The following is a 24783-nucleotide window of genomic DNA, read 5'->3' as shown; positions in this document are numbered from 1 at the left end:
CCACTACCATTTATTGATACGTGTAAAATCCACGACCGGTCTTTTTGCCTAACCAGCCTGCCTTTACGTATTTACGAAGGAGTGGACATGGTCGATATTTATCATCTCCGAACCCTTCATGTAAGGTTTCCATGATGTATAGGCATGTATCTAAGCCTATAAAGTCGGCAAGTGTCAGAGGACCCATTGGATGGTTCATTCCTAGCTTCATCACCTCATCAATTGCTTCTACAGTTGCTACTCCTTCATAAAGGGTGTAGATTGCTTCGTTGATCATTGGCATAAGAATTCGGTTTGAAACGAATCCAGGGAAATCGTTCACTTCCACTGGTACCTTTGCTAACTTTTTCGTAATTTCTTCAATCGTGTTATACACTTCATCAGCTGTTGCAAGTCCTCTAATAATCTCAACTAGCTTCATGACAGGAACAGGGTTCATAAAGTGCATTCCAATTACCTGTTCAGGTCTTTTAGTCGCTGCAGCGATTTCAGTTATAGGTAGTGAAGATGTATTGGTAGCTAGTATCGCATGTTCAGGTGCTATTTCATCTAATTCAGCGAATAGCTTGGTTTTGATCTCCATGTTTTCCACAGCTGCTTCAATCACAAGATCTACTGCTTTAGCATTTGTTAGATCCGTTGAGCTTGAAATTCTATTTAATGTCGCTGTTTGGTCTTCCTCTGACAGCCTTCCCTTTTCAACCTGACGAGCTAAATTCTTCTGAATGACTCCCATACCCTTTTCCACAAATTCTGGCTTTAGATCATGTAGTGTGACCTCATATCCAGCCATTGCGCAAACCTGAGCGATTCCTGAACCCATTTGTCCGGCTCCAATAACCATGATTTTCTGAACATTCATCTCTAGCCCTCCTCTTTTTCTATGTATTTGAATTTCGCTTTAACCAATTAACGTAGTGGGGGACAGGCCCCCAGCACTTTACAGCGTCACCGCGATGGGGGACAGGCCCCCACTGCTTTAGTGTGTTAACGTGGGACTTCGATCATGATGGCGTCGCCTTGGCCGCCGCCTGAGCAGATGGAGGCGATGCCGATGCCGCCACCTCTGCGTTTGAGTTCGTGGGCGAGGGTGAGGATGATTCTTGCTCCACTTGCTCCGATTGGGTGTCCTAGGGCAACGGCTCCTCCGTTCACGTTGACTTTGTTTGGATCGAGTCCTGCTATTTCTTTGCTTGCTAGGGCTACTGCTGCGAATGCTTCATTTACTTCAAAGAGGTCGATTTCCTCTAAACTTTTTCCTGTTTTCTTTAGTAGCTCGTTGATGACTAGACCTGGTGTCTTCGGGAAGTCCTTGGCCTCGACTGCAATGGCTGTGTGACCAATGATGGTCGCAAGAGGTGTTCTGCCTTCCTGAATCGCTCTGTCTTCACTCATGAGGACGAGTGCCGCAGCACCATCATTGACTCCTGGAGCATTACCCGCAGTGATTGTTCCGTCTGCACCAAACACTGGCTTGAGCTTGCTTAATGCCTCTATTGATGTTTCTTTCCTTGGCGCCTCATCATTCTTGATGACAATTGGCTCTCCTTTTCGGACTGGAACTTCAATCGGAACAATTTCTTCTGCTAATCTTCCTGATGCAATCGCATCCACGGCTAATTGTTGACTACGTAATGCCCATTCATCTTGAGCTTCACGGGTTAGACCCATTTCGCTCGCTACTCCATTTCCATACTCACCCATATGAACACCCTCAAATGAGCAGGTCAATCCGTCATAAACCATTAAATCGGTGACGGCAGCATCTCCCATGCGGAGCCCAAAGCGAGCTTTCGGTAAAATATATGGAGCGTTACTCATCGATTCCATACCACCTGCAACGATCACTTCCTCATCACCAATTCGAATCATCTGATCGGCTAACGTTACACTTCTCATCCCTGAAGCGCATACCTTGTTAATCGTCTCCGTTTTGACGTTCCATGGTAAACCTGCATTTCTAGATGCCTGACGTGACGGAAGCTGACCTTGGCCTCCTTGTAACACCGAACCAAGAATTACTTCCTGCACTTCCTCTGGATTTACATTTGCTCGGTTCAATGCCTCTTTCACCGCAAAGCCACCAAGCTCTGCTGCTGTAAATGAACTTAGACCTCCACCAAATTTTCCAAACGGTGTCCGAACACCACTCAAAATAACTGTTCTAGTCATCCCCATCTCCCCCATCTATAAAAGTAAACGCTTACACAATCGCCGTGAAATTACCTATAAAATAAACCCTAAATCCATTCTTCCTTAAATCGACTGAACGCTCGCTCAACTCATTTTCAAAAAAGGGGTGTACGGCAATCGTACACCTCTTATTATATTCATAGATTACTAGACTTAGACTATCGTTTAAGAAGCCAATTCCTTCACTTCACCCACTACTGATTTTTCTAATATCTCAACAACATCTAGTGTTTGAACAGTTTCTTCTACTTCTTTAGCCTTTGTTCCATCACTAATCATCGTTAAGCAGTAAGGACATCCACTACTAATGACAGATGGGTTGACCGCTAATGCCTGTTCTGTACGTGTTACGTTAATTCTAGAACCAGCGTCCTCTTCCATCCACATTAAGCCTCCACCAGCTCCACAACACATTCCCGTTTCACGGTTACGTTCCATTTCCACTAGCTTCACACCAGGAATAGCTTTTAGAATTTCACGCGGTGGATCATACACTTCATTATATCGGCCTAAATAACAGGAGTCATGGAACGTAATCGTCTCATTCACTTCATACTGTGGCTTTAAGCGTCCCTCTTTTACAAGTTCTGCTAAAAGTTCTGTATGGTGATACACTTCTGCTTCTAGTCCAAAATCTGGATACTCATTCTTAAATATATTATAAGCATGAGGATCAATCGTCACAATCTTTTTAATCTCATTCTTTTCAAACTCTTCAATATTCTTAGTCGCAAGCTCTTGGAATAAAAACTCATTTCCTAAACGACGAGGCGTATCCCCTGAGTTCTTTTCTTTATTTCCTAAGATAGCAAACTTCACACCAGCTTCATTTAAAAGCTTCGCAAATGATAGTGCAATTTTTTGGCTTCGGTTATCGTAAGATCCCATTGAACCAACCCAGAATAAGTATTCAAATTCTTCACCTTGCTTACTTAGTTCTTTTACAGTTGGAATGACAACATCCTCACGAGCGTCTCTCCAATCCTCACGCTCTTTACGGTTTAAGCCCCAAGGATTTCCTTGACGTTCGATGTTTGTCATTGCACGTTGAGCATCAGCATCCATTTTACCTTCTGTTAAGACAAGGTAACGACGCATGTCAATAATCTTATCTACATGCTCGTTCATAACCGGACATTGATCCTCACAGTTACGACAGGTCGTACAAGCCCAAATCTCTTCTTCTGTAATGACTTCACCGATTAAGCTTGGGCTATACATATCAAGAGCACTTGCAGATTCTTCTACACCTTTACCAGAAGCCATCATCGCTAATTGGTTTCCTTGTGTGTTTGAAAATGCTACAGCCGGAACCCAAGGTGATTTTGATGTAACCACCGCACCTGTATTCGTTAAGTGATCACGCAATTTTAAGATTAAATCCATTGGAGATAGCATTTTTCCGGTTCCTGTTGCTGGACACATGTTAGTACAGCGTCCACACTCCACACAGGCATATAAATCAATTAATTGTGATTGAGTAAATTCCTCAATTTTTCCAACCCCGAATGATTCCTTCGTTTCGTCTTCAAAATCAATTTTTTCAAGCTTTCCTGGCTTTGAAAGACGGTTGAAGAATACGTTAGCAGGTCCAGCAATTAAGTGGGCATGCTTGGATTGTGGTACATAAACCAAGAAAGTTAACAAGAACAATAGGTGAATCCACCATGCGATGTAAAAAATGACAATCGATGCTGTTTCGCTAATTCCACCAAGAATAAAAGCAAAGCCAGAAGCAATCGGCTCACTCCATGTTAGAGGATGATCATGCCAAATGAGTCCCATCCCATTTCCTAACAGAACCGAAATCATCAAACCACCGATGAATAAAAGTACTAGGCCTGATTTGAAACCTCTTTTTAGACGAACTAATTTTTCAACATAGCGACGGTGGAAAGCCCATACGACCGCTATTAAAATCATAAACGTAACAATCTCCTGGAAGAAGGTAAAAGCAGGGTATAAAGGTCCTAGTGGTAAATGTGAACCTGGTGCAATCCCTTTCCAAATAAAATCAATCGCGCCAAACTGGACAAGAATAAATCCGTAAAAGAACATAACGTGAATAATTCCACTTTTCTTATCCTTTAATAGTTTTTTCTGACCAAATACATTGACCCATATTTTGTCCATTCGTTCCTTAAACTTTCCATCAAACTCCACTTTTCTACCAAGTTTAATGTAAGATAAGCGTGTCCGAATTAAGTAAATAAATAAGTGTGCAGCGTAAGCGGTTACAATCAAAAATGCAATTAGATTGACCCATAAAAGTCCACTCATGTGATGACCCCTTTCTCTGTTATATTCATAGTCGTTACTAAAACAGTATTAATTTTCAGACTACTAAGCTCCTACCTCTATTATAATATGAATGAGCATTCAGTCAATATGCTTTTATCTGTAAATGAATCAATTCTTTTCTTTAGGTGAAACTAATAGTCATTGTTAATAAGGAGGAATAGTAATGAAACTCGCACTACTCATACTTTTCATTCTATTTTTATGGATTGCAATTGATTACCGGCTTGGCCGATTTTTCCATATAAAAAAAGTTAAAAAACAAGAATACCCAATCAGGAATAGTGATATTTCCTTATTTATAACCGGTCAACAATTATATAAAGATCTTTTTGAGCAACTAGAGCAAGCTACGAACCATATTCATATACTCTTTTACATTGTTAAGGATGATGAAATAAGTAAGGAATTCTTAAATATCTTGAAAAAAAAAGCAAAAGATGGCATTGAAGTAAGACTTTTATTAGACTGGGTCGGAAGCAAACGGATAACAAAGAAAATGAAGAAGGAACTTAAAGAAAATGGAGTTCTTTTTTCATTTTGTCACATACCTAAGCTTCCTTTTTTATTTTATTCGTTAAATGAGCGAAATCATCGTAAGATTGCGGTTATTGATGGGAAAATAGGCTACCTAGGTGGGTTTAATATTGGTAAAGAGTATATAGGTCTTGACCCAAAATTCGGGGATTGGCGTGATTACCATTTGAAAATTGAAGGAGAAGGAGTACAGGATCTCCAAAAACAGTTTGTGTATGACTGGGACGATGCTACTAAAAAGAAATTACCTACTAACACAAACTTTTTCCCTACACTTCACAGTGGAGCTATCAAACATAAGATTGTGCCAACGAACGCAGTCTACCTTGAATCCGTTTTTATTAATCTCATTAAGGAAGCAAAAAAGGAAATTATCATTGGAACACCCTATTTCATTCCAAGTCATGCATTATTCACCGAGGTCCTTCAAGCAGCTAAACGCGGTGTAAATATTAAGGTCATCATTCCTTTTAAAGGTGATCACCCTTTAGTTAAAGAAGCTGCCTTTCATTATTTTAAGCCTCTATTAGACGCAGGCTGTAAGATTCACCGTTATTATTCAGGTTTTTTCCATGCAAAGGTGATTGTAGTGGACGATCAAGTGTGTGATATTGGAACAGCCAATTTTGATAAGAGAAGCCTTTACCTCAACCATGAAATTAACTGTTTGATCTATGACCAGCAGTTTATCCGCCAAGTTAGAGCGATTATGTTACAAGATATCGAGTCTTCAGAAGAGGTGACTTTTGAATTATTAAAAAATCGAACCTTCCTGCAAAAGGGTAAAGAGGCATTCTCAACCCTTGTTTCTGGGTTGTTATAAAAGGGGGCTTTAACCATGCGTATTCGATTTGGGTATGTGGCTACTGCCCTTTCTTTATGGGATAGCTCTCCTTCTAAAACGATTACCTTTACCAATTGGAAAAAGCTGAAGAAGGATGAACGGAAAACACGTCTCATTCAAATTGCTAAGCAAAATATCTATAACACCAAACGGGCGCTACTTTATAACATTGCCCATGAAATTGAGCTATATCGAATGTCTTCTTCTATTGTTCCATTAGCAACCCATCCAGAAGTAAAATGGAATTATATAAAGGATTTGCAGGAGGATTTCAAGGATCTAGGTGAGCTTGTGAAGCAACATCATTTACGGGTCAGTCTTCACCCTAATCAATTCACTCTTTTTACGAGTGATCGTGAACAAGTCACCTTGAACGCTGTGGAAGATATGAAATACCATTATAAGATTTTTAAAGCGATGGGCATTGAAGACCGGAGCTTAATTAATATCCATATTGGTGGTGCCTATGGGGATAAGGAACAGGCACTTAATCGGTTTGATGATAATATTAAGCTTTTGCCAGGACACATCAAAAAAAGAATGACCTTAGAAAATGATGATAAAACCTATACCACTACTGAAACGTTAAAGGTCTGTCAACGCCACGGAGTTCCCGTTCTGTTTGATTACCATCATCATCTTGCTAACTTGAGTGAAGAACCGTTAGAAGAGCTTTTACCTGAAATATATAAGACATGGGAAGAGTTTGGACTGATTCCTAAGGTTCATCTTTCTTCTCCAAAATCTGAAGGGCAGTTTAGACATCATGCCGATTATGTAAGCTTAGATTTTATCATGCCATTTTTAACTTTAGCCAAATCGATCGGCTCTGATTTTGACATTATGATTGAAGCTAAAGAAAAGGACCGGGCATTACTTAAGCTTGTGGAAGAGGTATCAAAGATTCGGGGTGTAAAACGGATTCGGGGTGGTACAGTGGAATGGTAAGCTAATACAGCAAAAAATCCTTCTCCGATGAAAGAGAAGGATTTTCTTATTTTACCCAAGGTAAAAGTGGGGATAACCAAGTGAACAACTTAAAGCCTAAATACACCCCAACAATCCCGGTGACTCCTGCTAATGCAGGAGGAGCAGGAATGGGAAGCTTCATGAGTGCAAACAGAAACCCAACGATAATACCTGTGAGTAAGGATAGAATAACTTCCTTCATAGATGACATAACATCCTTTCTAGCTAAACCTATCTACTTAGGACAGACGAATTTACATTTTTTCTGGAGCAGATACTCCAATCAAGGCTAATGAATTTTTCAACGTTATTTGTACCGTCTTCATTAACGCAAGGCGTACCTTACTTAGCTCAACTTGCTCGGAATCTAGAACCTTTTCCGCATTGTAAAAGCTGTGTAAGGTTGATGCTAATTCAAACACATAGTTGGTGATTCGGTGTGGCATCCGCTTTTCGGCTGCTTCCATAATCGCTGCAGGAAACTCACCAAGCTTTTTCAATAACTCAAATTCTTTTTCCGATTGAACAAGGTCAAGGTTTAATTCATCCGTTACTTGTAGATTCAGTTCCTCTCCTTGACGTAAGATGCTACTAATTCGTGCGTGCGCATATTGTGCATAGTAAACAGGATTCTCATTTGATTTAGACACGGCTAAATCCATATCAAAATCCATATGTGAATCTGCACTTCTCATTGCAAAGAAATAGCGCATTGCATCAACGCCTACTTCCTCCATCAACTCACGAAGAGTGACTGCCTTACCGGTACGTTTTGACATCTTTACCTTTTCACCGTTTTGGTAAAGCTGAACCATCTGAATGATTTCGACTTCTAACACATCTGGCCCGAAGCCTAATGACTGAATTGCAGCCTTCATTCTAGGAATGTATCCGTGATGATCTGCTCCCCAAATATTAATAAGCTTTTCATGTCCTCTTTCTAGCTTATCCTTATGATAGGCAATATCTGGTGTTAAATATGTATAAGACCCATCATTTTTTATTAACACACGATCCTTATCATCTTGGTAATCAGTTGAACGTAACCAGGTTGCACCATCAAGTTCAAAAATCATCCCTTTTTCACGGAGTGTGTGTAGCGCGTCATCAATTTTACCGTTTTCATATAGAGACGTTTCTGAATACCATAAATCAAAAGGTACACGGAAGCTTTCTAAGTCCTTTTGAAGCTTGGCCAGCTCATATTTTAAACCATATTGACGGAAGAATTGGTATCTTTCTTCTTCAGTTGCCTGTATGTACTTCTCACCAAACTCACTAGCTAACTGTTTACCGATCTCAATAATATCGGCACCATGATAGCCATCCTCAGGCATTTCCTTATCCTGACCCAGTGCCTGGAAATAACGAGCTTCCACAGAAAGAGCTAGGTTATGAATTTGATTTCCGGCATCATTGATATAGTATTCTCTCGTTACTTGATGGCCTGCTTTTTCAAGGATATTGCAAAGTGAATCCCCAACTGCCGCACCACGAGCATGACCTAAGTGAAGATCTCCTGTTGGATTCGCTGAAACAAATTCGACATTTACTTTTTCATTCTTACTGCCTGTTGCTTGACCGTAAGCATCCCCTGCTTTTAAAATGGTCGGAATTAAGTCGGCTAAATAACGATTATTCATATAAAAATTAATAAATCCTGGTCCTGCAATTTCAATTTTTTCGATGGAAGCCTTTGTCTCATCGATATTTTTAACGATTTCTTCTGCAATCGCACGAGGTGCTTTTTTTGCGACTCTCGCAAGCTGCATCGCCATGTTTGTAGCATAATCGCCGTGAGCCTTTTCTTTTGGAAGCTCCAAAATCACATCAGGAATTTGCTCTTCTGTAGCAAGTCCTGCCTTTAAAACCGCTGCTTTTATTTCTTGCTTTAGGCTTTCTTTTATTTGATCGACTACATTCATCATGATTCCTCCTTAAATTGAATGTCGAGCTTGTACAATCCGACTAATTGTCCTTGCATTCTTAGTGTATATGTTAAGCTGAACAGCCCGTTACGATTCTGTTCATCCCATGTATGATAAAGTTGTTCGGTGTTTGCGGTTACTTCTAACTTGATTTCAGGCGTTTCATGAATCCCTTTTGTTTTCTTATGAAGCTCAAACGGAATTCTCATATTAACCGAGCCTGACCGCTTAATCCAAGCCTCTTCTTTTCCCCATCTAATCGTCGTTTTAATCGGCCCTGTTCCTTCAAGCCTTTCATCAAACATTAAATAGTATTGACCTTCTTTTATGTAGTATAGACCCGTTGTTTCAAATGATAGATGGGTTCTGTCATCCTGATCCTTTATTTCACTAGAAAACAAGATCTCAACCGGGATCTTTATCGCTTGTCCCAACCTTCTCACATCCCTATCCAGTATAACTTTATAAGTATATAGATAACTCTGCAAAGTTTCAACATCACATACATGCAATGTACAAATTTCGTTCCGCGTACCTCTTTTCGAATAATACTTTGCGTTTGGTAAAAAATAGATATACTGAAAAAGGCACCCCATACCCCTGTGACGAGAAAAGACCTCCAAATTCAAGATCCTAGCATATCAATTGGTTATCCCCTAATTGTAGAAGGACAGCTCTATGAAACGGTTTTAGATGAGTTTTCTTTAGATCAGCAATGGTTGGTTCAGGAATTGCAGAAGAAAGGCATTCAAAAGCTGGAGGATGTGTTTTTTGCTTCTATCAATAGAAGCAAACAGTTGATGATTACGGAGAAGCAGCAGAAGATTCAGACGCCGCAGTTGTTTCATTAAAGGTTCGTTTTTAATAAGAAAAGCTACATCCTAGTTTTATTAGGGATGTAGCTTTTTTAAGCTGCTGTTTTCGGATAATCTGTATTTTTCACAAAGAAATGAATTAAATATTGGATCCGTTGATTTCCGCTGCAGGTACTCGCTTTCCGCGGGGAGGGATGTGAGCCTCCTCGGCTGTGCCTGCGGGGTCTCACACTTCCCTCATCTCCCGCAGGAGTCGAGTACCTTCCGCTCCAATCAACTAAATATTATAACATAACACATATATAAACCTAAATGTCCTCAAAGGACTTTTACAAACAATAACCTCTTTACTAAATCCCTAGTATATATATCTCAATCCTACTTCTTCAAAGCCCAACCTAATAGCATTTCACGGATGATTTTGCTTGCGGTGTTGGCTGTTTGTTCGGAATGGTCATAGATGGGTGCAACTTCTACTAAATCTGAGCCTACTACGTTAACATCTGAATGTGCAATTTCTTGGATCGAAGCTAGTAGTTCTTTTGAAGTAATTCCACCAGCGTCGACTGTTCCTGTTCCAGGTGCATGAGCTGGGTCTAGGACATCGATATCAATTGTTACATAAACAGGCCGGCCTGCTAGTTTTGGCAGAATTTCTTTTAATGGCTGATGGACTTCGAATTTTGAGATATGCATCCCTACATTTTTAGCCCATTCAAACTCTTCCTTCATTCCTGAACGAATTCCAAACGAAAAGACATTCTCAGGTCCAATAAGGTCGGCAGCTTTACGAATTGGAGTTGAATGAGATAGCGGTTCTCCTTCATAGTGCTCACGAAGGTCGGTATGTGCATCCATATGAATGATTGCTAAATCAGGGTACTTTTTGTGCATAGCTTTTATAACCGGCCATGAAACGAGATGCTCTCCGCCCATTCCAAGTGGATACTTGCCTTCTGCTAGTACTTGGTCTACAAATTCTTCAATCATCTCAATGCTTTTTTGTGGGTTACCAAAAGGAAGTGGAATATCTCCTGCATCGTAATATTTAATTTCCTCAAGCTCACGATCAAGGTATACACTATATTCCTCTAGACCAATCGATACCTCACGAATACGAGCTGGACCAAAGCGAGAGCCTGGACGATAGGAAACCGTCCAGTCCATTGGCATCCCATAAAGAACGACACTACTTTCTTCAAAATTAGGATGACTTTTTATAAAAACCTTACCTGAATAGGCTTCATCAAAACGCATGTAAAACCCTCCCTAAACCGAGTTTATCTATTATTTCGTTAAGTCACTAACAAACTTCGGTAAAACGAAGGCTGCTTTATGTAACTCTTTTGTGTAATATTTTGTATCAATTTCATGGAAACGGTCTTCTGCTACTTCAAGTGGATCGTATTTCTTAGATCCCATTGTAAATGTCCACATTCCACTTGGGTACGTTGGGATATTCGCAATGTAAAGGCGAGTTAACGGGAAGATTTCACGAACATCACGCTGTACATTTCTAATTAAATCCGGAGTGAACCAAGGGTTGTCCGATTGTGCAACGAAAATACCGTCTTCCTTAAGAGCTCTAGAGATTCCAGCATAAAAGCCTTTTGTGAATAGATTTACTGCCGGTCCAACTGGCTCTGTTGAATCAACCATGATTACGTCATACTCGTTTTCACTTTCTGCAATATGCATGAAGCCGTCGCCAACCTTCACATCTACACGTGGGTCTTCTAGCTTACCAGCAATTTCAGGTAAAAACTTTTTAGAGTACTCGATTACTTTGCCATCAATATCAACAAGAGTAGCCTTCTTTACGCTTGGGTGTTTTAATACTTCACGAATAACACCACCATCTCCTCCACCCACGACAAGGACGTTTTCTGGATTCGGATGAGTAAATAAAGGAATGTGTGCAACCATTTCATGATAGACAAACTCGTCTTTCTGAGACGTCATTACCATTCCATCTAGTAAAAGCATGTTTCCAAACTCTTCAGTCTCTACCATATCTAGCTTTTGAAAATCCGTTTGCTCCGTATGTAAGGTTTGCTTAATCTTTAACGTAATTCCAAAATTCTCCGTTTGCTTCTCTGTAAACCATAATCCCATATCATTCACACCTTTCTAATATATCCCTTAGCCGGGCTAAAGACTCTTTAACAACCGCTAATTCTTACTATGTTATCGTACCCGTTTGGGCCGAATAAAAACCATCTTTATCCCTTTATATGTAAAGTTAACCATTGCTGTAAAAATATTCAGCAAATCAAAGTATAGAGGAATCTATTAAAAAAGCAAGCAAAAATTTTCTGATATATTTTTGAAATTTTTTCACGAACTTTTTTACATCAACACTTTAAAGCGGTGGGGGCCAGGCCCCCACCGCTTTAAAGTGTTAAATTATTGCGATTTTGATTTAATTAATAGGTTTAAATAATCCGTTTTTTCTCAATACTGGTAAAGTCTTTGTTTTAATATCAGAATTTATATCAATTTGTAGTCTATTGTTTTACGGTGTTGGTAGTAATCTAGCTCCAGCACCCAGCCCCTCGAGGTCAAATAACCCTTTGACAAATAAAAGGTAAAACCGCCTTTTCTTTGTCAAAGTAACATTTGCTTGTCGGGGCAAAACGGGGCGCTTGCGCCTTTTGTTCTTTATTTTATCCTTTGGGATTTGTGGGCAGGTGAGTATGTTGGAGGTTATCACGAATAGACGATTAAGACTGACGTTAAAATATATCCGGGCCCTTTTTTTTATAGGGTTGTTTCTATTAATCTTAGGATTTGTTGGGGTGCTAGGGTTACTTCTTTACGCTAAGGTTGAAGGACCACCACCGCTCGCGGTTCCACAGTCGACTATTTATTATGGTTCGGACGGAACGATTATTGGTGAGAGTCATCAAGGTCAAACCCGCTATTGGGTACCCCTTTCAGAAATCTCACCCCATCTCGTGAATGCGACTATTTCAATTGAAGATAAACGATTTTATGAGCACCAAGGGTTTGATTATATTCGAATTGCCGGTGCGGCACTTGCGGATATAAAGGCTATGGCAAAAGTGCAGGGAGCTAGTACAATCTCACAGCAGTATGCCCGTAATTTATTTTTAGAGCATGATAAAACGTGGAAACGAAAGCTAACGGAAGCTCTTTATACGATTCGTCTTGAATTGAACTATTCAAAAGAACAAATTATTGAAGGCTATTTAAATACCATATATTACGGCCATGGTGCCTACGGAATTGAGGCAGCTGCTAACTTTTACTTTAATAAACATGCCAAGGAGCTGACCATAAGTGAAGCAACCATGCTTGCTGGTATTCCGAAGGGGCCTAGCCACTACTCTCCTATCGATCATCTAGACAATGCAAAAAGTCGCCAAGAAGTCATTGTAAGTTCAATGGTCGAAAATAGCATGATCAACGAAAAAGAAGCCCGACAGATTATGTCAGAACAGCTTAGCTTCCATGGAAGATTTGATGTGAAGAATCAAAATATTGCTCCTTATTTTCAGGATGCAGTGAAAGATGCATTAAAATCAGTCACCAGTCTCACTGATCGAACGATCCAAATGGGTGGGCTGAAGGTTTATACAACACTAGACCCAGAGCTTCAAGCAATCGCAGAAAAAAGGACGGAGGCGATTATTAATCCTGAATCAGAAATTCAGGCTGCCGTCATCGTCATGCATCCTTCTACTGGAGAAGTGAAAGCTTTGATTGGCGGAAGAGATTACACGAAAAGCCAGTTTAACCGAGCTACTCAAGCTAAAAGACAGCCAGGTTCATCGTTCAAACCATTTTTATACTATACAGCTGTTGAGCAGGGCTTCACCCCTTCCACCACTTTAAGAAGTGAATATACTACTTTCCAGTATGGGGAAGGGACCTACTCACCAAGTAATTACAACGATTACTATGCAAATGACAATATCACATTATCGCAAGCAATTGCTTTATCGGATAATGTATTCGCTGTGAAAACTCATATGTCACTTGGCGAACAAGCACTTATTGATACAAGTAGAAGACTAGGAATCTCTGGTGATTTACCAAAGATTCCTTCACTTGCACTTGGTACTTCTACAGTCAAAATGATTGATATGGTAAATGCCTATGGAATTCTAGCTAATGGTGGAAAAAAAATCGAACCAACCTTTATTAGAAGAATTGAAAATCATCACGGTGAAGTCATCTACCAAAGCGAGAAACCAAACGAACAAGTACTTGATAAAGACGCTGCCTTTGTCACGACCCATATGATGACGGGAATGTTTGATGAAAAGCTTAATGATTATACGAGGGTAACAGGGCGAACCATCAGTGATCAATTAACAAGAATTTATGCAGGAAAATCAGGAACAACCAGTACAGACAGCTGGATGATTGGCTATTCGCCAAAACTCGTAACAGGAGTATGGGTGGGTTATGACAGGGATCATACGCTTGATTTAACAGCCGAGAAGACCTATTCAAAAGAAATATGGGCTTCCATTATGGAGGAAGCACTTCAGGACGAACCTGTTCATGCCTTTAAACCGACATCCGGTGTGGTTGGCGTTTATGTCAATCCAGATAACGGGATGCTCGCCACCGAGACCTGTCCCGTTGTTAGATTAACCTATTATGTTAAAGGTACCGAACCAACTGAATACTGTCAGGATCATTTGCCTTATCAATATGAGGAAGAAGGACCACTTAATGAGGAAGACGAGGAAAAAGCAGAGCCTGGTCTTATAAAAAAAATAATGAATTGGTTTTCCCCATAATGGAAAATTTATTACAAAAACAAAAAACCGTAGAAGCCTAAAAGCTCCTACGATTTTTTGTGTCCTAGTCCTACAGTGTGTTAAGACTGTAAAATAAGTTTACTTTTTTTCACAAAAAAGCTCAATCAAAAATGAAAACGTTCATCAAAATGTCATAAATACGACTTTCTTCTTATATTACTTGTAAATCTTCTTTCAATTGTGCCGAAGAACGTTCCCACATTCCTTTATCATGCTTTTGTAAAAAATCGGCAAGAACTTTCTTAGACTTTTCATCCATATCATTCACGATAATTTTTCGCTTAAGTGATTTATCCATTTTATTCACGTGATCTGGTAAAGACTTGTAGCCTCGACGTATTTCACGATCGACTGTCATTTCACAAGCCGTAACTCCTGCATAATATGGACCATTTTCTGTACGTTCAATCGTCACCCATACTAACCAATACAATTTACCATTGGGAACCTTATCTCGATCTGGTAAAAACTTAATTCCCTTCTCGACCACACTTCTCGCGTGCATAGCTCCAATATCCACAAAAGCCTCTTCCGCTTCAGGGTCAACAAAAACAGGGGAAATATTATCTAAGCTAAGCGCTCCACCTGCACCGAAGCCTCCATGGCCGTCTGTTGGATCATTTTTTATAATATTAAAACCAATTGATTTCTTCTTTTTATCCTGTTCCATCGATTTGACCTCCTCTTTGTGTTCCATTTTAACGAATTCACCCATTCATATTCAACAAAGTTAGTACGAAGACGGTTAAAGTATCCGTAACAAACGGAATGACCGTATCAAAAATTGGTAGAATCGTATATTGGTCGAGTGGTGTAATGACTAGAATTAAGAAAATTATAATACCATACTGCTCATATTGTGTAAGTCTTGCACGAACGGACGGCGGAGCAAGATCCTCAACGATTCGATAGCCATCAAGTGGTGGAAAAGGAAGTAAATTAAATACAAATAACGCTACATTAATTAAGATAAACACATTAAAAAAACCATACAATAACTGCTCTGTCTCAACAGAAACACTATTATAGATTCCAAGCTTCATTAAGCCAAACCAGATTAATAATCCAATAAAAGCTAGAACTAGATTACTTAAAGGCCCTGCAATCGAAACCAAAACCCCAGCCAGTCTTGGCTTTTTAAAGAAGAAACGATTTACCGGTACTGGCTTAGCCCAACCAAAGCCCATAATAAATAGTGCGATTGTTCCAATCGGATCCAAATGTTTCAACGGTGATAGAGTCAGGCGCCCCTGGTTCTTCGCAGTAGGATCCCCGAACTTATAGGCAACATAGGCATGGGCAAATTCATGAAGCGTAAAGGCAATTAGTAAGGTGATCACAAAATAAATAATCGTTTGTAAATCCAAGCTTTGAAACGGAAGAAAATCCATAATATTCTCCTTTTCCACTCATCATTGTCTATCATTATACTATAATCCTAGCACCAATCATCCAAAAATATGTCATATATTATGTAATCATTCACTTTACCCCATTAACGTGATGGGGGCCTGTCCCCCAATGCGTTAATGCATGAAAGGAACCAGACCCCCAACCAGATTAAATCTTTTATTCTATTAATTTACCTGCTGTTTTAGGGCAGCAATATATTGATAGGCTTCCTCGATTTCTTCTTCTGTATAACGTTGCTTGCTTTTTAGGGTGAATACCTTTTCTTTCACTTCTTCTTTGTCTAGGCTTTCGAAGTATAAAACAGTAGATACAAGCTCTAAGAACCGTGAGCTTTGTTCATTCATAGCTTTCATACAGCCATTAAGATCAGGCAGCGTATAGTCATTTTGATTGAGGAACTGCTCTCCTACTTCCGTTAGTGTATAACGGTATTGAAAATAACCACCCTTTTTCTCTTTCATTTCCTGAAGAAAACCTAGATTACAAAGCTCCTCTATGCGTAGTGTTAATTCTTCGGAATACGGGCCATAGAAATGAAAATCATAACGCTCATAAAACGGGAACTGAAGCTTTTTTCCGATATATATCATTTTTTGAAGCTTTTTTCGTCCAATAATTTCCCCAGCTTCAGCAAATACCTTCATTACCTTTATATGATCCTTTAACAACTCACCAACACTCCTTACTCCGGCATTTATCTATATCTATAAGCCTTCTTCTAATACGGCTTCTTTAAAATTTCTAATATCTGTTCTTTCACTTTTCGCTTACTAGACAGATCCTCAATTATATCCTGAGGGAAATAAAGCTTATGGTCGGTACGACGCTTCCCTGAAATCGCCTCAACAATTTCGGATTCTCGTGATAGTTCACGCAATTCACCATTCGGCATTTGCAAATGAATTGGTAACCGTTCTTCCTCTTCTCCTGGTCGATAAAAGTCATAAGGTAAATCGGAAGAAGAATCTAAAACTAAGTAATATTCTGGGTCAATTCCAGCCTTTTTGAAAAGCTGAATAAGCTCCAACCACTGCTGCATTTGAAGATGTGGATTGAACTCCACATATTGAAATAAATTACGGTGAACAAATCGGTTACATAAGTCAGCTAGGACCTGATCATCCTCTTCCATCCATGCTTGGAAATAAAACAGTATAATAGATTCATCTAGCTTTAGATAATCCTGAACTGTAATTTCATTATTATACAAGGAATAGAAGTGTTTTGGTTCTGTTTTAAATTGGTAACCATCCTGATGTAAATGCTTGGCTCGATGTAGAATCTTGGTTAGGATCACTTCTGCACTCCGAGATACCGGATGAAAATAAACCTGCCAATACATTTGATAGCGACTCATAATATAGTCTTCCACCGCATGCATTCCACTCTTTTTAATAACAACCTGATCTTCCCTCGGTCTCATGACACGTAAAATCCGTTCCATGTCAAAATGACCATAGCTAACCCCTGTAAAATAAGCATCTCGCTGCAAGTAATCCATTCGATCGGCGTCAATCTGGCTTGAAATTAAACTCACAACCAGCTTATTTTCATAGGTTTTTTCAATCACTTCAGCTACCTTTTTAGGGAAATCCGCTCCCATTCGCTTCAAAACCTTATTAATTCCAGTGTCACCTAGAATAATCGCTCGTGTAAACTCCTCATGATCTAAATGAAACACTTTTTCAAAAGCATGAGAAAACGGGCCATGCCCTAAATCATGTAGTAATGCTGCACAAAGGCTTAATATCCGTTCATTGTCATCCCACTGTGGTCGCTCATGAAACACATCATCAATAATTCTGCGAATGATTTCATAAACACCTAAGGAATGATTAAACCTACTATGCTCTGCTCCATGAAAGGTCAGGTACGTAGTCCCTAATTGCCTAATTCGACGTAGTCTTTGAAACTCCGGGGTCCCAATTAAATCCCAGATCAACTTATCTCGTACATGAATATAGCGATGAACAGGATCTTTGAATACCTTTTCTTCACTTAATTTACCATTGGGATATGTCATTCTTTTACCCCCAGAACCGTTATAATTTTTTATAAATTTTATTATAGCTTCTTTTTTTCGATAAAAAAACCCGACTTTTGACATTTTACTCTGCTTATATTTGACAAAAAAGACGAAGAAGTACTGCTGCCTATTACTCCCTCAAGCTTTTCTCATACTTTGTTGCTAATTTCAAATAAATGATTTTTTTATTGGGACCGTTGATCTCCGCTGCAGGCACTCGCTTTCCGCGGGGAGGGATGTGAGCCTCCTCGGCTGTGCCTGTGGGGTCTCACACTTCCCTCTATCTCCCGCAGGAGTCGAGTACCTTCCGCTCCAATCAACTCAGTGCTTTAACAAAGCTATTCAAACAGCAACAATCTTTAAGAGAAAAGCCTTACAAATCTCTGTTTGCAATTGAAGCTTCTAAAGCCTTTTCTAAAATAGTCCCACTCTATTAAAAATGCCTCATCTACCATTAGATGAGACAGCTAATACATTTCAGATACTCGTTCTTCATGGAACGAATCTTCTTGATTGATGACTTCATTGATTTTCTCTTTATGATCCTCAAGTTGTTCCTTTAGCCACTCATAATAAACCCTTACTGCTTCTTTATTTTCCGGGTCTTCAAGCAGCTGAGTCATAATCTCTTTTAATCCATTTTCATTTAAATCTAGCGAGCTCCCTGCTTCTAATTGGAGCTTGTCCAATTCTTCCAAAAGGTCACTACTGATCACTTCATTTTGTAACTTTCCAAATTGGAGAAGTTCGCTGAAAAGCTCAGGTACCATTTCTAAAAGTTGCTTCAATTCTTCTCCGTTAATCATCGAATCTTCTTGAACAGCTTCTTGGGTACCCTTAACCTCTGATTCTCTAAATTCCTGGGGCACTCCATGGTCCATGTCCCCTTCAAGCTGTGTCTCCTTCTGAAAAAACCATCCAATTACGCCAAGCTCCATTAACAAAAATAGTAATAGAATTCTTCTGATCATGATGTCTCACCTCATTAATAAGCTTGACCATAAATTCCCACCACCATACAAGAAAATCTACCTGTTTGTATACAAAAAAACTCTTGCATATACAATACAAGAGTTTTCAACTTACTTCTTAATTTTGCCCTCTACTTTTTCAATCAGTTCATCTTCAGTAGGTGCAGAAACTGGACGGTTATTGACAAAAGCAAATGATTTTTTTCTCCCAGGTCCACAATATGACTGACACCCTATATCAATGGTTGCATCCGGATCAACCTTTTTTAATTTCGGTACCAAGGTTTTAATATTCGTCGCCTGACAATCATCACAAATACGAAATTCGTTTGCCATACAAGCAATCCTTTCTCTCTCAAATCCTATACGGTATTGTACCTTCTTCATTTCGACAATGCAAGTAACAGTCCCATACGGAAAAAGTAGTAATCTACTATCCTTATAAAAATTTATGGTATAAACCACAGCGAATCTGCCCATACTGCAGGTAAGGGGAAATTTGGGAACCTGGGTAATATAAACCCTCCCTTCCAATTTAATAACTTTTATAAAATACATAGATAGGAAGTGTAAAAGATGAAGATAAGACAAGATGCATGGTCAGAAGAAAATGACTTATTACTAGCAGAAACAGTACTGCGGCACGTAAGAGAAGGTAGCACACAGCTAAACGCCTTTGAAGAGGTAGGCGATATTTTAAATCGAACAGCATCCGCTTGTGGGTTCCGTTGGAATGCTGTCGTTAGGGAGCAATACGAGAAAGCACTAGCACTAGCTAAAAAACAACGTAAACAACGCCTGCGCACGATGGGACAAGGAAAGCCTGCAAAAAAGCAGCTACTATATACTCCACCAGAACCAGCAATGACAGAACCTACTAATATCGTAACACCTGTTTCTTCCACTACTAGTTTACCAACTACGTACATGCAAGAAACCGGTAGTCTATCTTTAGATGATGTCATTCACTTTCTTTCAGGATTACGAGGAAACCGATATAACGTCACCATGACACAGCATGAAAACGAAGCACTTCGACTTGAAAATGAACAGCTCGCACGTAAAAATGAAGAGCTTGAGAGACAGGTGCTAAAGCTTGAAAAAGATTCACAAACGATTGAAGAGGATTACCAAACCTTAATGTCCATTATGAACCGAGCTAGAAAGCTAGTTCTTTTTGAAGATGAAGAACGCCCTTCTACTAAATTTAAAATGGACCGTAACGGTAACCTAGAAAAACTAGCTGAATAAACTCAAAAAGCGGAAGCGCCCCGTTTAGCCCCGAAAAGCAAATGTTCCTTGAAGAGAAAAAGGGTGAACCTTCCCTTTTACTCTTCAAGGGTTATTTGACCTCGAGGGGCTGGGTGCTGGAGCTAGATTACTGCAACACCATAAAAAATCAATAAATCTATAAATCAGTAGCCACCTAGCTACTGATTTTTTCATATCAAAATCCTTTATGCTATAATTAGAAATCGGAAATGTAGCGAAGGAGATTAACAATATGTCACAACTAGATTCATTGCTTACCCAACCACGCTGGAGAATTATCGATCAATCCACATTAGGCTCACTATTTGAAGCGAAGCAATCCTTTGCAGTAGACGATACATTATGTGCCTCTGTTGGAAACGGCACCTCTCCCCCAACGCTACGTTCATGGGTTCATCCAAAAACAGTTGTCCTAGGAATTCAAGATACCAAACTACCTCATCTACTAGAGGCCGCCTCATACCTTCAAACACAAGGCTACCACGTCATTGTTAGAAACTCAGGTGGACTTGCAGTCGTTCTTGACCAAGAAGTTTTAAACCTTTCACTTATTTTTCCTGACACTGACAAAGGCATTGATATAAATCGGGGCTATGAAGCAATGGTTGAACTGATCACCTATTTACTAGCTGATTATGGTGCTTCCTTTGAAGCAGGTGAAATTGTTGGTTCCTACTGTCCAGGTAGCTACGACCTTAGCATCAATGGGAAAAAGTTTGCGGGAATTTCACAGCGGAGACTTCGCGGTGGGATTGCGGTTCAAATCTACCTCTGTGTAGCAGAAAGCGGCTCACAGCGCGCAGAAACGATTAAAAACTTTTACGAAATCGGGAAAGGAACAACAGAAACTAAAATTCACTTCCCTACCATTGTTCCTTCAACCATGGCATCTTTATCCGAGCTTCTCAATCAACAAATCACGATCCCTACCATTATGTTTTCTATCTTTTCCACATTAAAGAGACTCGGTGCAGACCTCGAAGGTTCGCAGCTTTCAGAAGATGAGCTACTCCGTTATGAGGAAAATATGAAACGAATGATCGACAGAAATAAAAAAGCACTGGAAGCTTAAACCTAAGCATTCAGTGCTTTTTCGCATTATAATGACTGCGCTGCAGTGATAAGAGCAAGTTTATAAACATCCTCTTCATTACAACCACGTGATAAATCATTAACGGGTTGATTCAAGCCTTGAAGAATGGGTCCAACTGCTTCAAACTTACCAAGACGTTGGGCAATCTTATAGCCAATATTTCCAGCTCCTAAGCTTGGGAAAATAAACACGTTCGCATCACCTTGAATTGGAGAATCTGGTGCTTTTTTAGCAGCGACCGATGGAACAAATGCTGCATCAAACTGAAATTCCCCGTCAAGAAGCAAGGTTGGATCGATGTCTTTCGCGATTTTAGTTGCTTCTACGACCTTTTCTGTTTCAGGAGAAACGGCTGATCCCTTCGTTGAAAAACTCAGCATAGCGACCCTTGGCTCAATTCCAAACAGCTTAGCGGTCTTGGCGCTTTCTACTGCTATTTCTGCTAAATCTTGACTATTAGGCGAAATATTAATAGCACAATCAGCAAAAACATATTTCTCCTCTTCCCTTACCATAATAAAGACTCCTGAGGTTTTCTTTATCCCTTGCTTTGTCTTTATTAGTTGTAAAGCAGGTCTGACCGTATCAGCGGTTGAATGGGCCGCTCCACTTACTAATCCATCTGCTTGATTCATATAAACTAGCATCGTCCCAAAGTAATTTTCATCTAAGAGAATTTGTCTTGCTTGTTCAATCGTAGCCTTTCCATTCCTTCTGTTGACAAAGGCCTGGGCCATTTCATCACTAGCAGCTTTTGCAGGGTCTACCACCTGAACCCCCTCTAGTGATAGATCTAATGAACTAGCTTTAGCATTAATCTCCTCTTCGCTTCCTAGCAGAATGGGTGTAAGCAATCCATCCTTAGCTAAGCGACTGGCAGCTGCTAGAATACGTTCATCGGTTCCTTCAGGGAATACAAGCTTTTTGTTCTTCCCTTTTAATGACTCTTTTATAGTTGAAAATAAACTCACACTTACTCCTCCTGACTTGTATTTCAAATATGTATAGCTTTATCAATGACATACCTACTATTTTTCCCTAATATACCATTTGTAATCGATAGATGTCACAAAATCGTTAATAATACAAATCGGTTATCTAACCATGTAATTGGGAAAACTATGATATAGTAGATTCATACATAGCTTTACCGAAAACACATAAAATTTTCATCTAATAAAGGAGTGTTATAAATGGAAGCAGCACAAACACTAGATGGCTGGTATTCCCTACATGATCTTCGTTCAATCAATTGGACAGCTTGGAAGAGCGTAACGGAAGAAGAAAGAAATGCAGCCATTTCAGAGTTCCAAGGATTATTAGAAAAATGGGGCGTTGCAGAAGCAAATAATGCTGGCAGTCAGGCCCTATACACAGTCGTTGGTCAAAAAGCAGACTTTATCTTGATGTTACTTCGTCCAACTTTAGAAGAGCTAAACGAAATGGAATTAGAATTCAATAAGACGATGCTTGCTGACTTTACGATCCCAACCTATTCATATGTATCAGTCGTGGAATTAAGTAACTATCTTCCAGCTGGTGAAGATCCATATCAGAACCCTCAAGTGTTAGCTAGACTTTACCCTACCTTACCAAAGGCAAAGCATATTTGCTTTTACCCAATGGATAAGCGTCGTAATGGTGAAGACAACTGGTATATGCTTTCGATGGAAGATCGCCGTAACATGATGAGAAAGCACGGCATGATTGGTAGACAATACGCTGGTAAAGTAAAGCAAATCATTACAGGTTCTGTAGGCTTAGATGATTTCGAATGGGGCGTTACCTTATTTTCAGATGACGTACTTCAATTCAAAAAGCTTGTCTATGAAATGAGATTTGACGAAGTTAGTGCAAGATTCGGCGAATTCGGATCATTCTTCGTAGGTAATATCCTACCTAACGAAAAACTTCCAGAGTTTCTTCGTTTATAGAAATAACAAGCTTTTGAGCAAAAATTGATTAACCCATAGTTTTCACTACAAAACTTCTTACTTTATAAGTAAGGAGTTTTTTTGTCATATTCTTTTTTCAATATACATAGTATCAAGTAGCGGATTTAGAAGTCCGAGTATTTATATTTTTTGCACCCTTTTCATTCACCGCCCATAAGCTAATGAAGGCTTTAAGTGTATGAATGAGGAGTGAGAAAAATGGCTGTTGTTGCTCATAACGAAGAAGATGTGAAGCTGTTAGCAAGATTGATGCGTGCAGAGGCTGAAGGTGATGGAAAGCTTGGGATGTTAATGGTTGGAAATACTGGGGTAAATCGTGCTCGCTCGGCATGCCTAGATTTCAAGAAAATCACAACCATTCGCAAAATGGTATACCAAAGTCCTGGAGGTTTTGAAGCAACTCAAAAGGGATATTTTTATCAAAGACCTAGAGATCAAGAAATTGAACTCGCTCGTAAGGTTTTAGCAGGTCAGCGTCATCATCCTGCAGAGTTTGCCTTATGGTTTTTTAGACCAGAAGGAAATTGTCCACAACAATGGTATAACCAATGGAATGCAGGAAGACATAAATCTCACTGTTTCTATAAACCAACTGCTGAAGATTGTCCTTCTGTCTATAGTTAGGCTTTTTTCTAAAACTTTGTTGCATTTTAACCACGAAATCAGCCTATAGTTAAAAATCATCTGAGAATAGGGAGGTTTTTTCATGTCTCAAAAATATTCACAAGCAAATCCTTATGCGTATTATGGTAATCAGGCGCCTACTGGTTATGGGAATCAACCTGTTTACACTCCACCTAGCACAACTTACAATCCTTATGCACAATCAGGTGGACCAATCCTTCAGCCTGGTGCACCAAATGTAGGTGTTCCAAACCCTGCCCAATACGTACCGGGTATGCTTCCATTAGAGGAATCCTACATCGAAAATATCTTACGTTTAAATAAAGGAAAACTAGCTCGTGTATACATGACTTTTGGTGATAATGTTCAAAAGTCATTCACAGGAATTGTAGAAGCGGCTGGCCGTGACCATATTATCTTAAGTGATCCACAAACAGGAATGAGATACTTACTATTAATGGTTTACTTAGATTATGTAACATTCGATGAAGAGCTTAGCTATGAATACCCAGGCTACACTGCCGCAGCAGTACCTGGCACAACACCGTTAACTTCCTATCCTCCTAGATGATGCTAAGCCTTTGATCTGGTTAGATCTCTCATTATATGTAAAAAAGCGGAAGTGGTTTTTGCACTCCCGCTTTTTTGTATATGCATCGACTTACAAATACCTCATTGCCCCAACTGCCACTAACACCCACGCAATTAAGAAAGCTAGTCCTCCAAGTGGTGTAATCGGGCCGAAGAACTTAATACCTGTCGTACTTAACGCATATAGGCTTCCGGAAAAGAAGAGAATTCCAACAAACATAATCCAGCCTGCCCACGTAAAGGATGCCACATTTGGAAACTTTCCGATCAGTATTGCAATAATAAATAAACCAAGAGCATGAAACATGTGATAAGTAACGCCGGTTTTCCATACCTCTAGCATTCTTTCAGAAACCTTACCCTCTAAGCCATGCGCACCAAAAGCCCCTAACGCCACAGCAATAAATGCATTGATGCTTCCTAATAAAATAAACAGTTTCACGTTTTTCACCTTTTCC

At 39.6% G+C, this 24783-nt stretch carries 25 protein-coding genes; 9 read left to right on the top strand and 16 right to left on the bottom strand.

The window, feature by feature from the left end:
* Positions 1–10: 10 nt before the first annotated feature.
* The 3 genes from M1D60_RS01220 to M1D60_RS01210 all read right to left on the bottom strand — a co-directional run bounded on the left by M1D60_RS01220 (position 11) and on the right by M1D60_RS01210 (position 4473).
* Entirely contained in the window at positions 11–862 is an 852-nt protein-coding gene (locus M1D60_RS01220) for a 3-hydroxybutyryl-CoA dehydrogenase (RefSeq protein ID WP_456277412.1), read from the bottom strand.
* Positions 863–987: 125 nt separating this feature from the next.
* Complete coding sequence (locus M1D60_RS01215; protein WP_456277411.1) at positions 988–2172, bottom strand: acetyl-CoA C-acetyltransferase; 1185 nt, start codon at positions 2170–2172, stop codon at positions 988–990.
* A gap of 186 nt (positions 2173–2358) precedes the next feature.
* On the bottom strand, positions 2359–4473 hold the full coding sequence (locus M1D60_RS01210) for a heterodisulfide reductase-related iron-sulfur binding cluster (RefSeq protein WP_456277410.1): 2115 nt from the start codon (positions 4471–4473) through the stop codon (positions 2359–2361).
* Between the two features lie 184 nt (positions 4474–4657).
* On the opposite strand from M1D60_RS01210, the gene cls reads away from it, so the two are divergent.
* A complete protein-coding gene (gene cls, locus M1D60_RS01205) occupies positions 4658–5851 on the top strand; it encodes a cardiolipin synthase (protein ID WP_456277409.1) in 1194 nt (397 codons plus the stop codon).
* Between the two features lie 15 nt (positions 5852–5866).
* Entirely contained in the window at positions 5867–6820 is a 954-nt protein-coding gene (uvsE, locus tag M1D60_RS01200; RefSeq protein WP_456277408.1) for a UV DNA damage repair endonuclease UvsE, read from the top strand.
* Between the two features lie 46 nt (positions 6821–6866).
* Here the strand turns inward: uvsE and M1D60_RS01195 are convergent, their stop codons facing one another.
* From M1D60_RS01195 to M1D60_RS01185, 3 genes are read right to left on the bottom strand one after another with little or no spacing between them, the layout of a single operon-like run.
* Positions 6867–7043, bottom strand: coding sequence for a XapX domain-containing protein (locus tag M1D60_RS01195; protein ID WP_456277407.1), 177 nt, complete (start codon positions 7041–7043; stop codon positions 6867–6869).
* 52 nt (positions 7044–7095) lie between these two features.
* Positions 7096–8766: an arginine--tRNA ligase gene (gene argS / locus M1D60_RS01190; RefSeq protein WP_456279545.1), complete on the bottom strand. Its 1671-nt coding sequence runs from the start codon at positions 8764–8766 to the stop codon at positions 7096–7098.
* On the bottom strand, positions 8766–9203 hold the full coding sequence (locus M1D60_RS01185; protein ID WP_456277406.1) for a DUF1934 domain-containing protein: 438 nt from the start codon (positions 9201–9203) through the stop codon (positions 8766–8768). Before M1D60_RS01185 ends, argS begins: the two co-directional genes overlap by 1 nt.
* 168 nt (positions 9204–9371) lie before the next feature.
* Between M1D60_RS01185 and M1D60_RS01180 the strand changes: the two genes are divergently transcribed.
* Positions 9372–9620 (top strand): YetF domain-containing protein, encoded by a 249-nt coding sequence (locus tag M1D60_RS01180; RefSeq protein ID WP_456277405.1) that lies wholly within the window; start codon positions 9372–9374, stop codon positions 9618–9620.
* A 342-nt stretch (positions 9621–9962) separates the two neighbouring features.
* On the opposite strand, the gene speB is transcribed toward M1D60_RS01180, so the two are convergent.
* The gene (gene speB, locus M1D60_RS01175; protein ID WP_456277404.1) at positions 9963–10841 is read right to left on the bottom strand and encodes an agmatinase; all 879 of its coding nucleotides are present in this window, start codon (positions 10839–10841) and stop codon (positions 9963–9965) included.
* Between the two features lie 30 nt (positions 10842–10871).
* Complete coding sequence (speE, locus tag M1D60_RS01170; protein WP_456277403.1) at positions 10872–11699, bottom strand: spermidine synthase; 828 nt, start codon at positions 11697–11699, stop codon at positions 10872–10874.
* 584 nt (positions 11700–12283) lie between these two features.
* On the opposite strand from speE, the gene M1D60_RS01165 reads away from it, so the two are divergent.
* A complete protein-coding gene (locus M1D60_RS01165; RefSeq protein WP_456279544.1) occupies positions 12284–14359 on the top strand; it encodes a transglycosylase domain-containing protein in 2076 nt (691 codons plus the stop codon).
* Positions 14360–14531: 172 nt separating this feature from the next.
* On the opposite strand, the gene M1D60_RS01160 is transcribed toward M1D60_RS01165, so the two are convergent.
* From M1D60_RS01160 to M1D60_RS01135, 6 genes are all read right to left on the bottom strand, one after another.
* Positions 14532–15050, bottom strand: coding sequence for a YwhD family protein (locus M1D60_RS01160; RefSeq protein ID WP_456277402.1), 519 nt, complete (start codon positions 15048–15050; stop codon positions 14532–14534).
* Between the two features lie 37 nt (positions 15051–15087).
* Positions 15088–15771 (bottom strand): site-2 protease family protein, encoded by a 684-nt coding sequence (locus M1D60_RS01155; protein WP_456277401.1) that lies wholly within the window; start codon positions 15769–15771, stop codon positions 15088–15090.
* 186 nt (positions 15772–15957) lie between these two features.
* Positions 15958–16461 (bottom strand): YwgA family protein, encoded by a 504-nt coding sequence (locus M1D60_RS01150; protein ID WP_456277400.1) that lies wholly within the window; start codon positions 16459–16461, stop codon positions 15958–15960.
* Positions 16462–16511: 50 nt separating this feature from the next.
* Entirely contained in the window at positions 16512–17816 is a 1305-nt protein-coding gene (locus M1D60_RS01145) for an HD domain-containing protein (RefSeq protein ID WP_456277399.1), read from the bottom strand.
* 470 nt (positions 17817–18286) lie between these two features.
* Positions 18287–18790 carry a hypothetical protein gene (locus M1D60_RS01140; RefSeq protein ID WP_456277398.1) on the bottom strand — a complete coding sequence of 168 codons (504 nt, stop codon included), beginning with the start codon at positions 18788–18790 and terminating at the stop codon, positions 18287–18289.
* A gap of 111 nt (positions 18791–18901) precedes the next feature.
* Positions 18902–19126 (bottom strand): DUF1450 domain-containing protein, encoded by a 225-nt coding sequence (locus tag M1D60_RS01135; RefSeq protein WP_456277397.1) that lies wholly within the window; start codon positions 19124–19126, stop codon positions 18902–18904.
* A gap of 240 nt (positions 19127–19366) precedes the next feature.
* Here M1D60_RS01135 and M1D60_RS01130 point away from each other — a divergent pair, with 240 nt between their 5' ends.
* Together M1D60_RS01130 and M1D60_RS01125 are read left to right on the top strand one after the other, a co-directional pair.
* Positions 19367–20041: an RsfA family transcriptional regulator gene (locus tag M1D60_RS01130; RefSeq protein ID WP_456277396.1), complete on the top strand. Its 675-nt coding sequence runs from the start codon at positions 19367–19369 to the stop codon at positions 20039–20041.
* Positions 20042–20294: 253 nt separating this feature from the next.
* Entirely contained in the window at positions 20295–21134 is an 840-nt protein-coding gene (locus tag M1D60_RS01125) for a lipoate--protein ligase family protein (RefSeq protein ID WP_456277395.1), read from the top strand.
* A gap of 26 nt (positions 21135–21160) precedes the next feature.
* Here M1D60_RS01125 and pta read toward each other — a convergent pair whose 3' ends face one another.
* Complete coding sequence (pta, locus tag M1D60_RS01120) at positions 21161–22126, bottom strand: phosphate acetyltransferase (protein ID WP_456277394.1); 966 nt, start codon at positions 22124–22126, stop codon at positions 21161–21163.
* Between the two features lie 222 nt (positions 22127–22348).
* On the opposite strand from pta, the gene hemQ reads away from it, so the two are divergent.
* From hemQ to gerQ, 3 genes are all read left to right on the top strand, one after another.
* Positions 22349–23089 carry a hydrogen peroxide-dependent heme synthase gene (gene hemQ, locus M1D60_RS01115; protein WP_456277393.1) on the top strand — a complete coding sequence of 247 codons (741 nt, stop codon included), beginning with the start codon at positions 22349–22351 and terminating at the stop codon, positions 23087–23089.
* Between the two features lie 219 nt (positions 23090–23308).
* Positions 23309–23734 carry a cell wall hydrolase gene (locus M1D60_RS01110; protein ID WP_456277392.1) on the top strand — a complete coding sequence of 142 codons (426 nt, stop codon included), beginning with the start codon at positions 23309–23311 and terminating at the stop codon, positions 23732–23734.
* A gap of 82 nt (positions 23735–23816) precedes the next feature.
* Positions 23817–24305, top strand: coding sequence for a spore coat protein GerQ (gerQ, locus tag M1D60_RS01105; RefSeq protein ID WP_456277391.1), 489 nt, complete (start codon positions 23817–23819; stop codon positions 24303–24305).
* A 90-nt stretch (positions 24306–24395) separates the two neighbouring features.
* On the opposite strand, the gene M1D60_RS01100 is transcribed toward gerQ, so the two are convergent.
* Positions 24396–24767, bottom strand: a complete 372-nt coding sequence (locus tag M1D60_RS01100) for a DUF423 domain-containing protein (RefSeq protein ID WP_456277390.1) — start codon at positions 24765–24767, stop codon at positions 24396–24398.
* Positions 24768–24783 lie beyond the last annotated feature (16 nt).

It is taken from the genome of Bacillus sp. AK128, assembly GCF_053903075.1.
Note: the sequence above shows the minus strand (reverse complement) of the source record. Positions and strands in the feature narration are given on the sequence as shown.

Coding starts and splice junctions, on each gene's coding strand:
- cls (WP_456277409.1), top strand. CDS start 4,658: ATGAAACTCGCACTACTCATACTTTTCATTCTATTTTTATGGATTGCA.
- argS (WP_456279545.1), bottom strand. CDS start 8,766: ATGAATGTAGTCGATCAAATAAAAGAAAGCCTAAAGCAAGAAATAAAA.
- M1D60_RS01130 (WP_456277396.1), top strand. CDS start 19,367: ATGAAGATAAGACAAGATGCATGGTCAGAAGAAAATGACTTATTACTA.
- M1D60_RS01125 (WP_456277395.1), top strand. CDS start 20,295: ATGTCACAACTAGATTCATTGCTTACCCAACCACGCTGGAGAATTATC.
- M1D60_RS01220 (WP_456277412.1), bottom strand. CDS start 862: ATGAATGTTCAGAAAATCATGGTTATTGGAGCCGGACAAATGGGTTCA.
- speB (WP_456277404.1), bottom strand. CDS start 10,841: ATGCGTTTTGATGAAGCCTATTCAGGTAAGGTTTTTATAAAAAGTCAT.
- M1D60_RS01160 (WP_456277402.1), bottom strand. CDS start 15,050: ATGGAACAGGATAAAAAGAAGAAATCAATTGGTTTTAATATTATAAAA.
- speE (WP_456277403.1), bottom strand. CDS start 11,699: ATGGGATTATGGTTTACAGAGAAGCAAACGGAGAATTTTGGAATTACG.
- M1D60_RS01215 (WP_456277411.1), bottom strand. CDS start 2,172: ATGACTAGAACAGTTATTTTGAGTGGTGTTCGGACACCGTTTGGAAAA.
- hemQ (WP_456277393.1), top strand. CDS start 22,349: ATGGAAGCAGCACAAACACTAGATGGCTGGTATTCCCTACATGATCTT.
- M1D60_RS01155 (WP_456277401.1), bottom strand. CDS start 15,771: ATGGATTTTCTTCCGTTTCAAAGCTTGGATTTACAAACGATTATTTAT.
- M1D60_RS01110 (WP_456277392.1), top strand. CDS start 23,309: ATGGCTGTTGTTGCTCATAACGAAGAAGATGTGAAGCTGTTAGCAAGA.
- M1D60_RS01140 (WP_456277398.1), bottom strand. CDS start 18,790: ATGATCAGAAGAATTCTATTACTATTTTTGTTAATGGAGCTTGGCGTA.
- M1D60_RS01195 (WP_456277407.1), bottom strand. CDS start 7,043: ATGAAGGAAGTTATTCTATCCTTACTCACAGGTATTATCGTTGGGTTT.
- gerQ (WP_456277391.1), top strand. CDS start 23,817: ATGTCTCAAAAATATTCACAAGCAAATCCTTATGCGTATTATGGTAAT.
- uvsE (WP_456277408.1), top strand. CDS start 5,867: ATGCGTATTCGATTTGGGTATGTGGCTACTGCCCTTTCTTTATGGGAT.
- M1D60_RS01145 (WP_456277399.1), bottom strand. CDS start 17,816: ATGACATATCCCAATGGTAAATTAAGTGAAGAAAAGGTATTCAAAGAT.
- M1D60_RS01210 (WP_456277410.1), bottom strand. CDS start 4,473: ATGAGTGGACTTTTATGGGTCAATCTAATTGCATTTTTGATTGTAACC.
- M1D60_RS01135 (WP_456277397.1), bottom strand. CDS start 19,126: ATGGCAAACGAATTTCGTATTTGTGATGATTGTCAGGCGACGAATATT.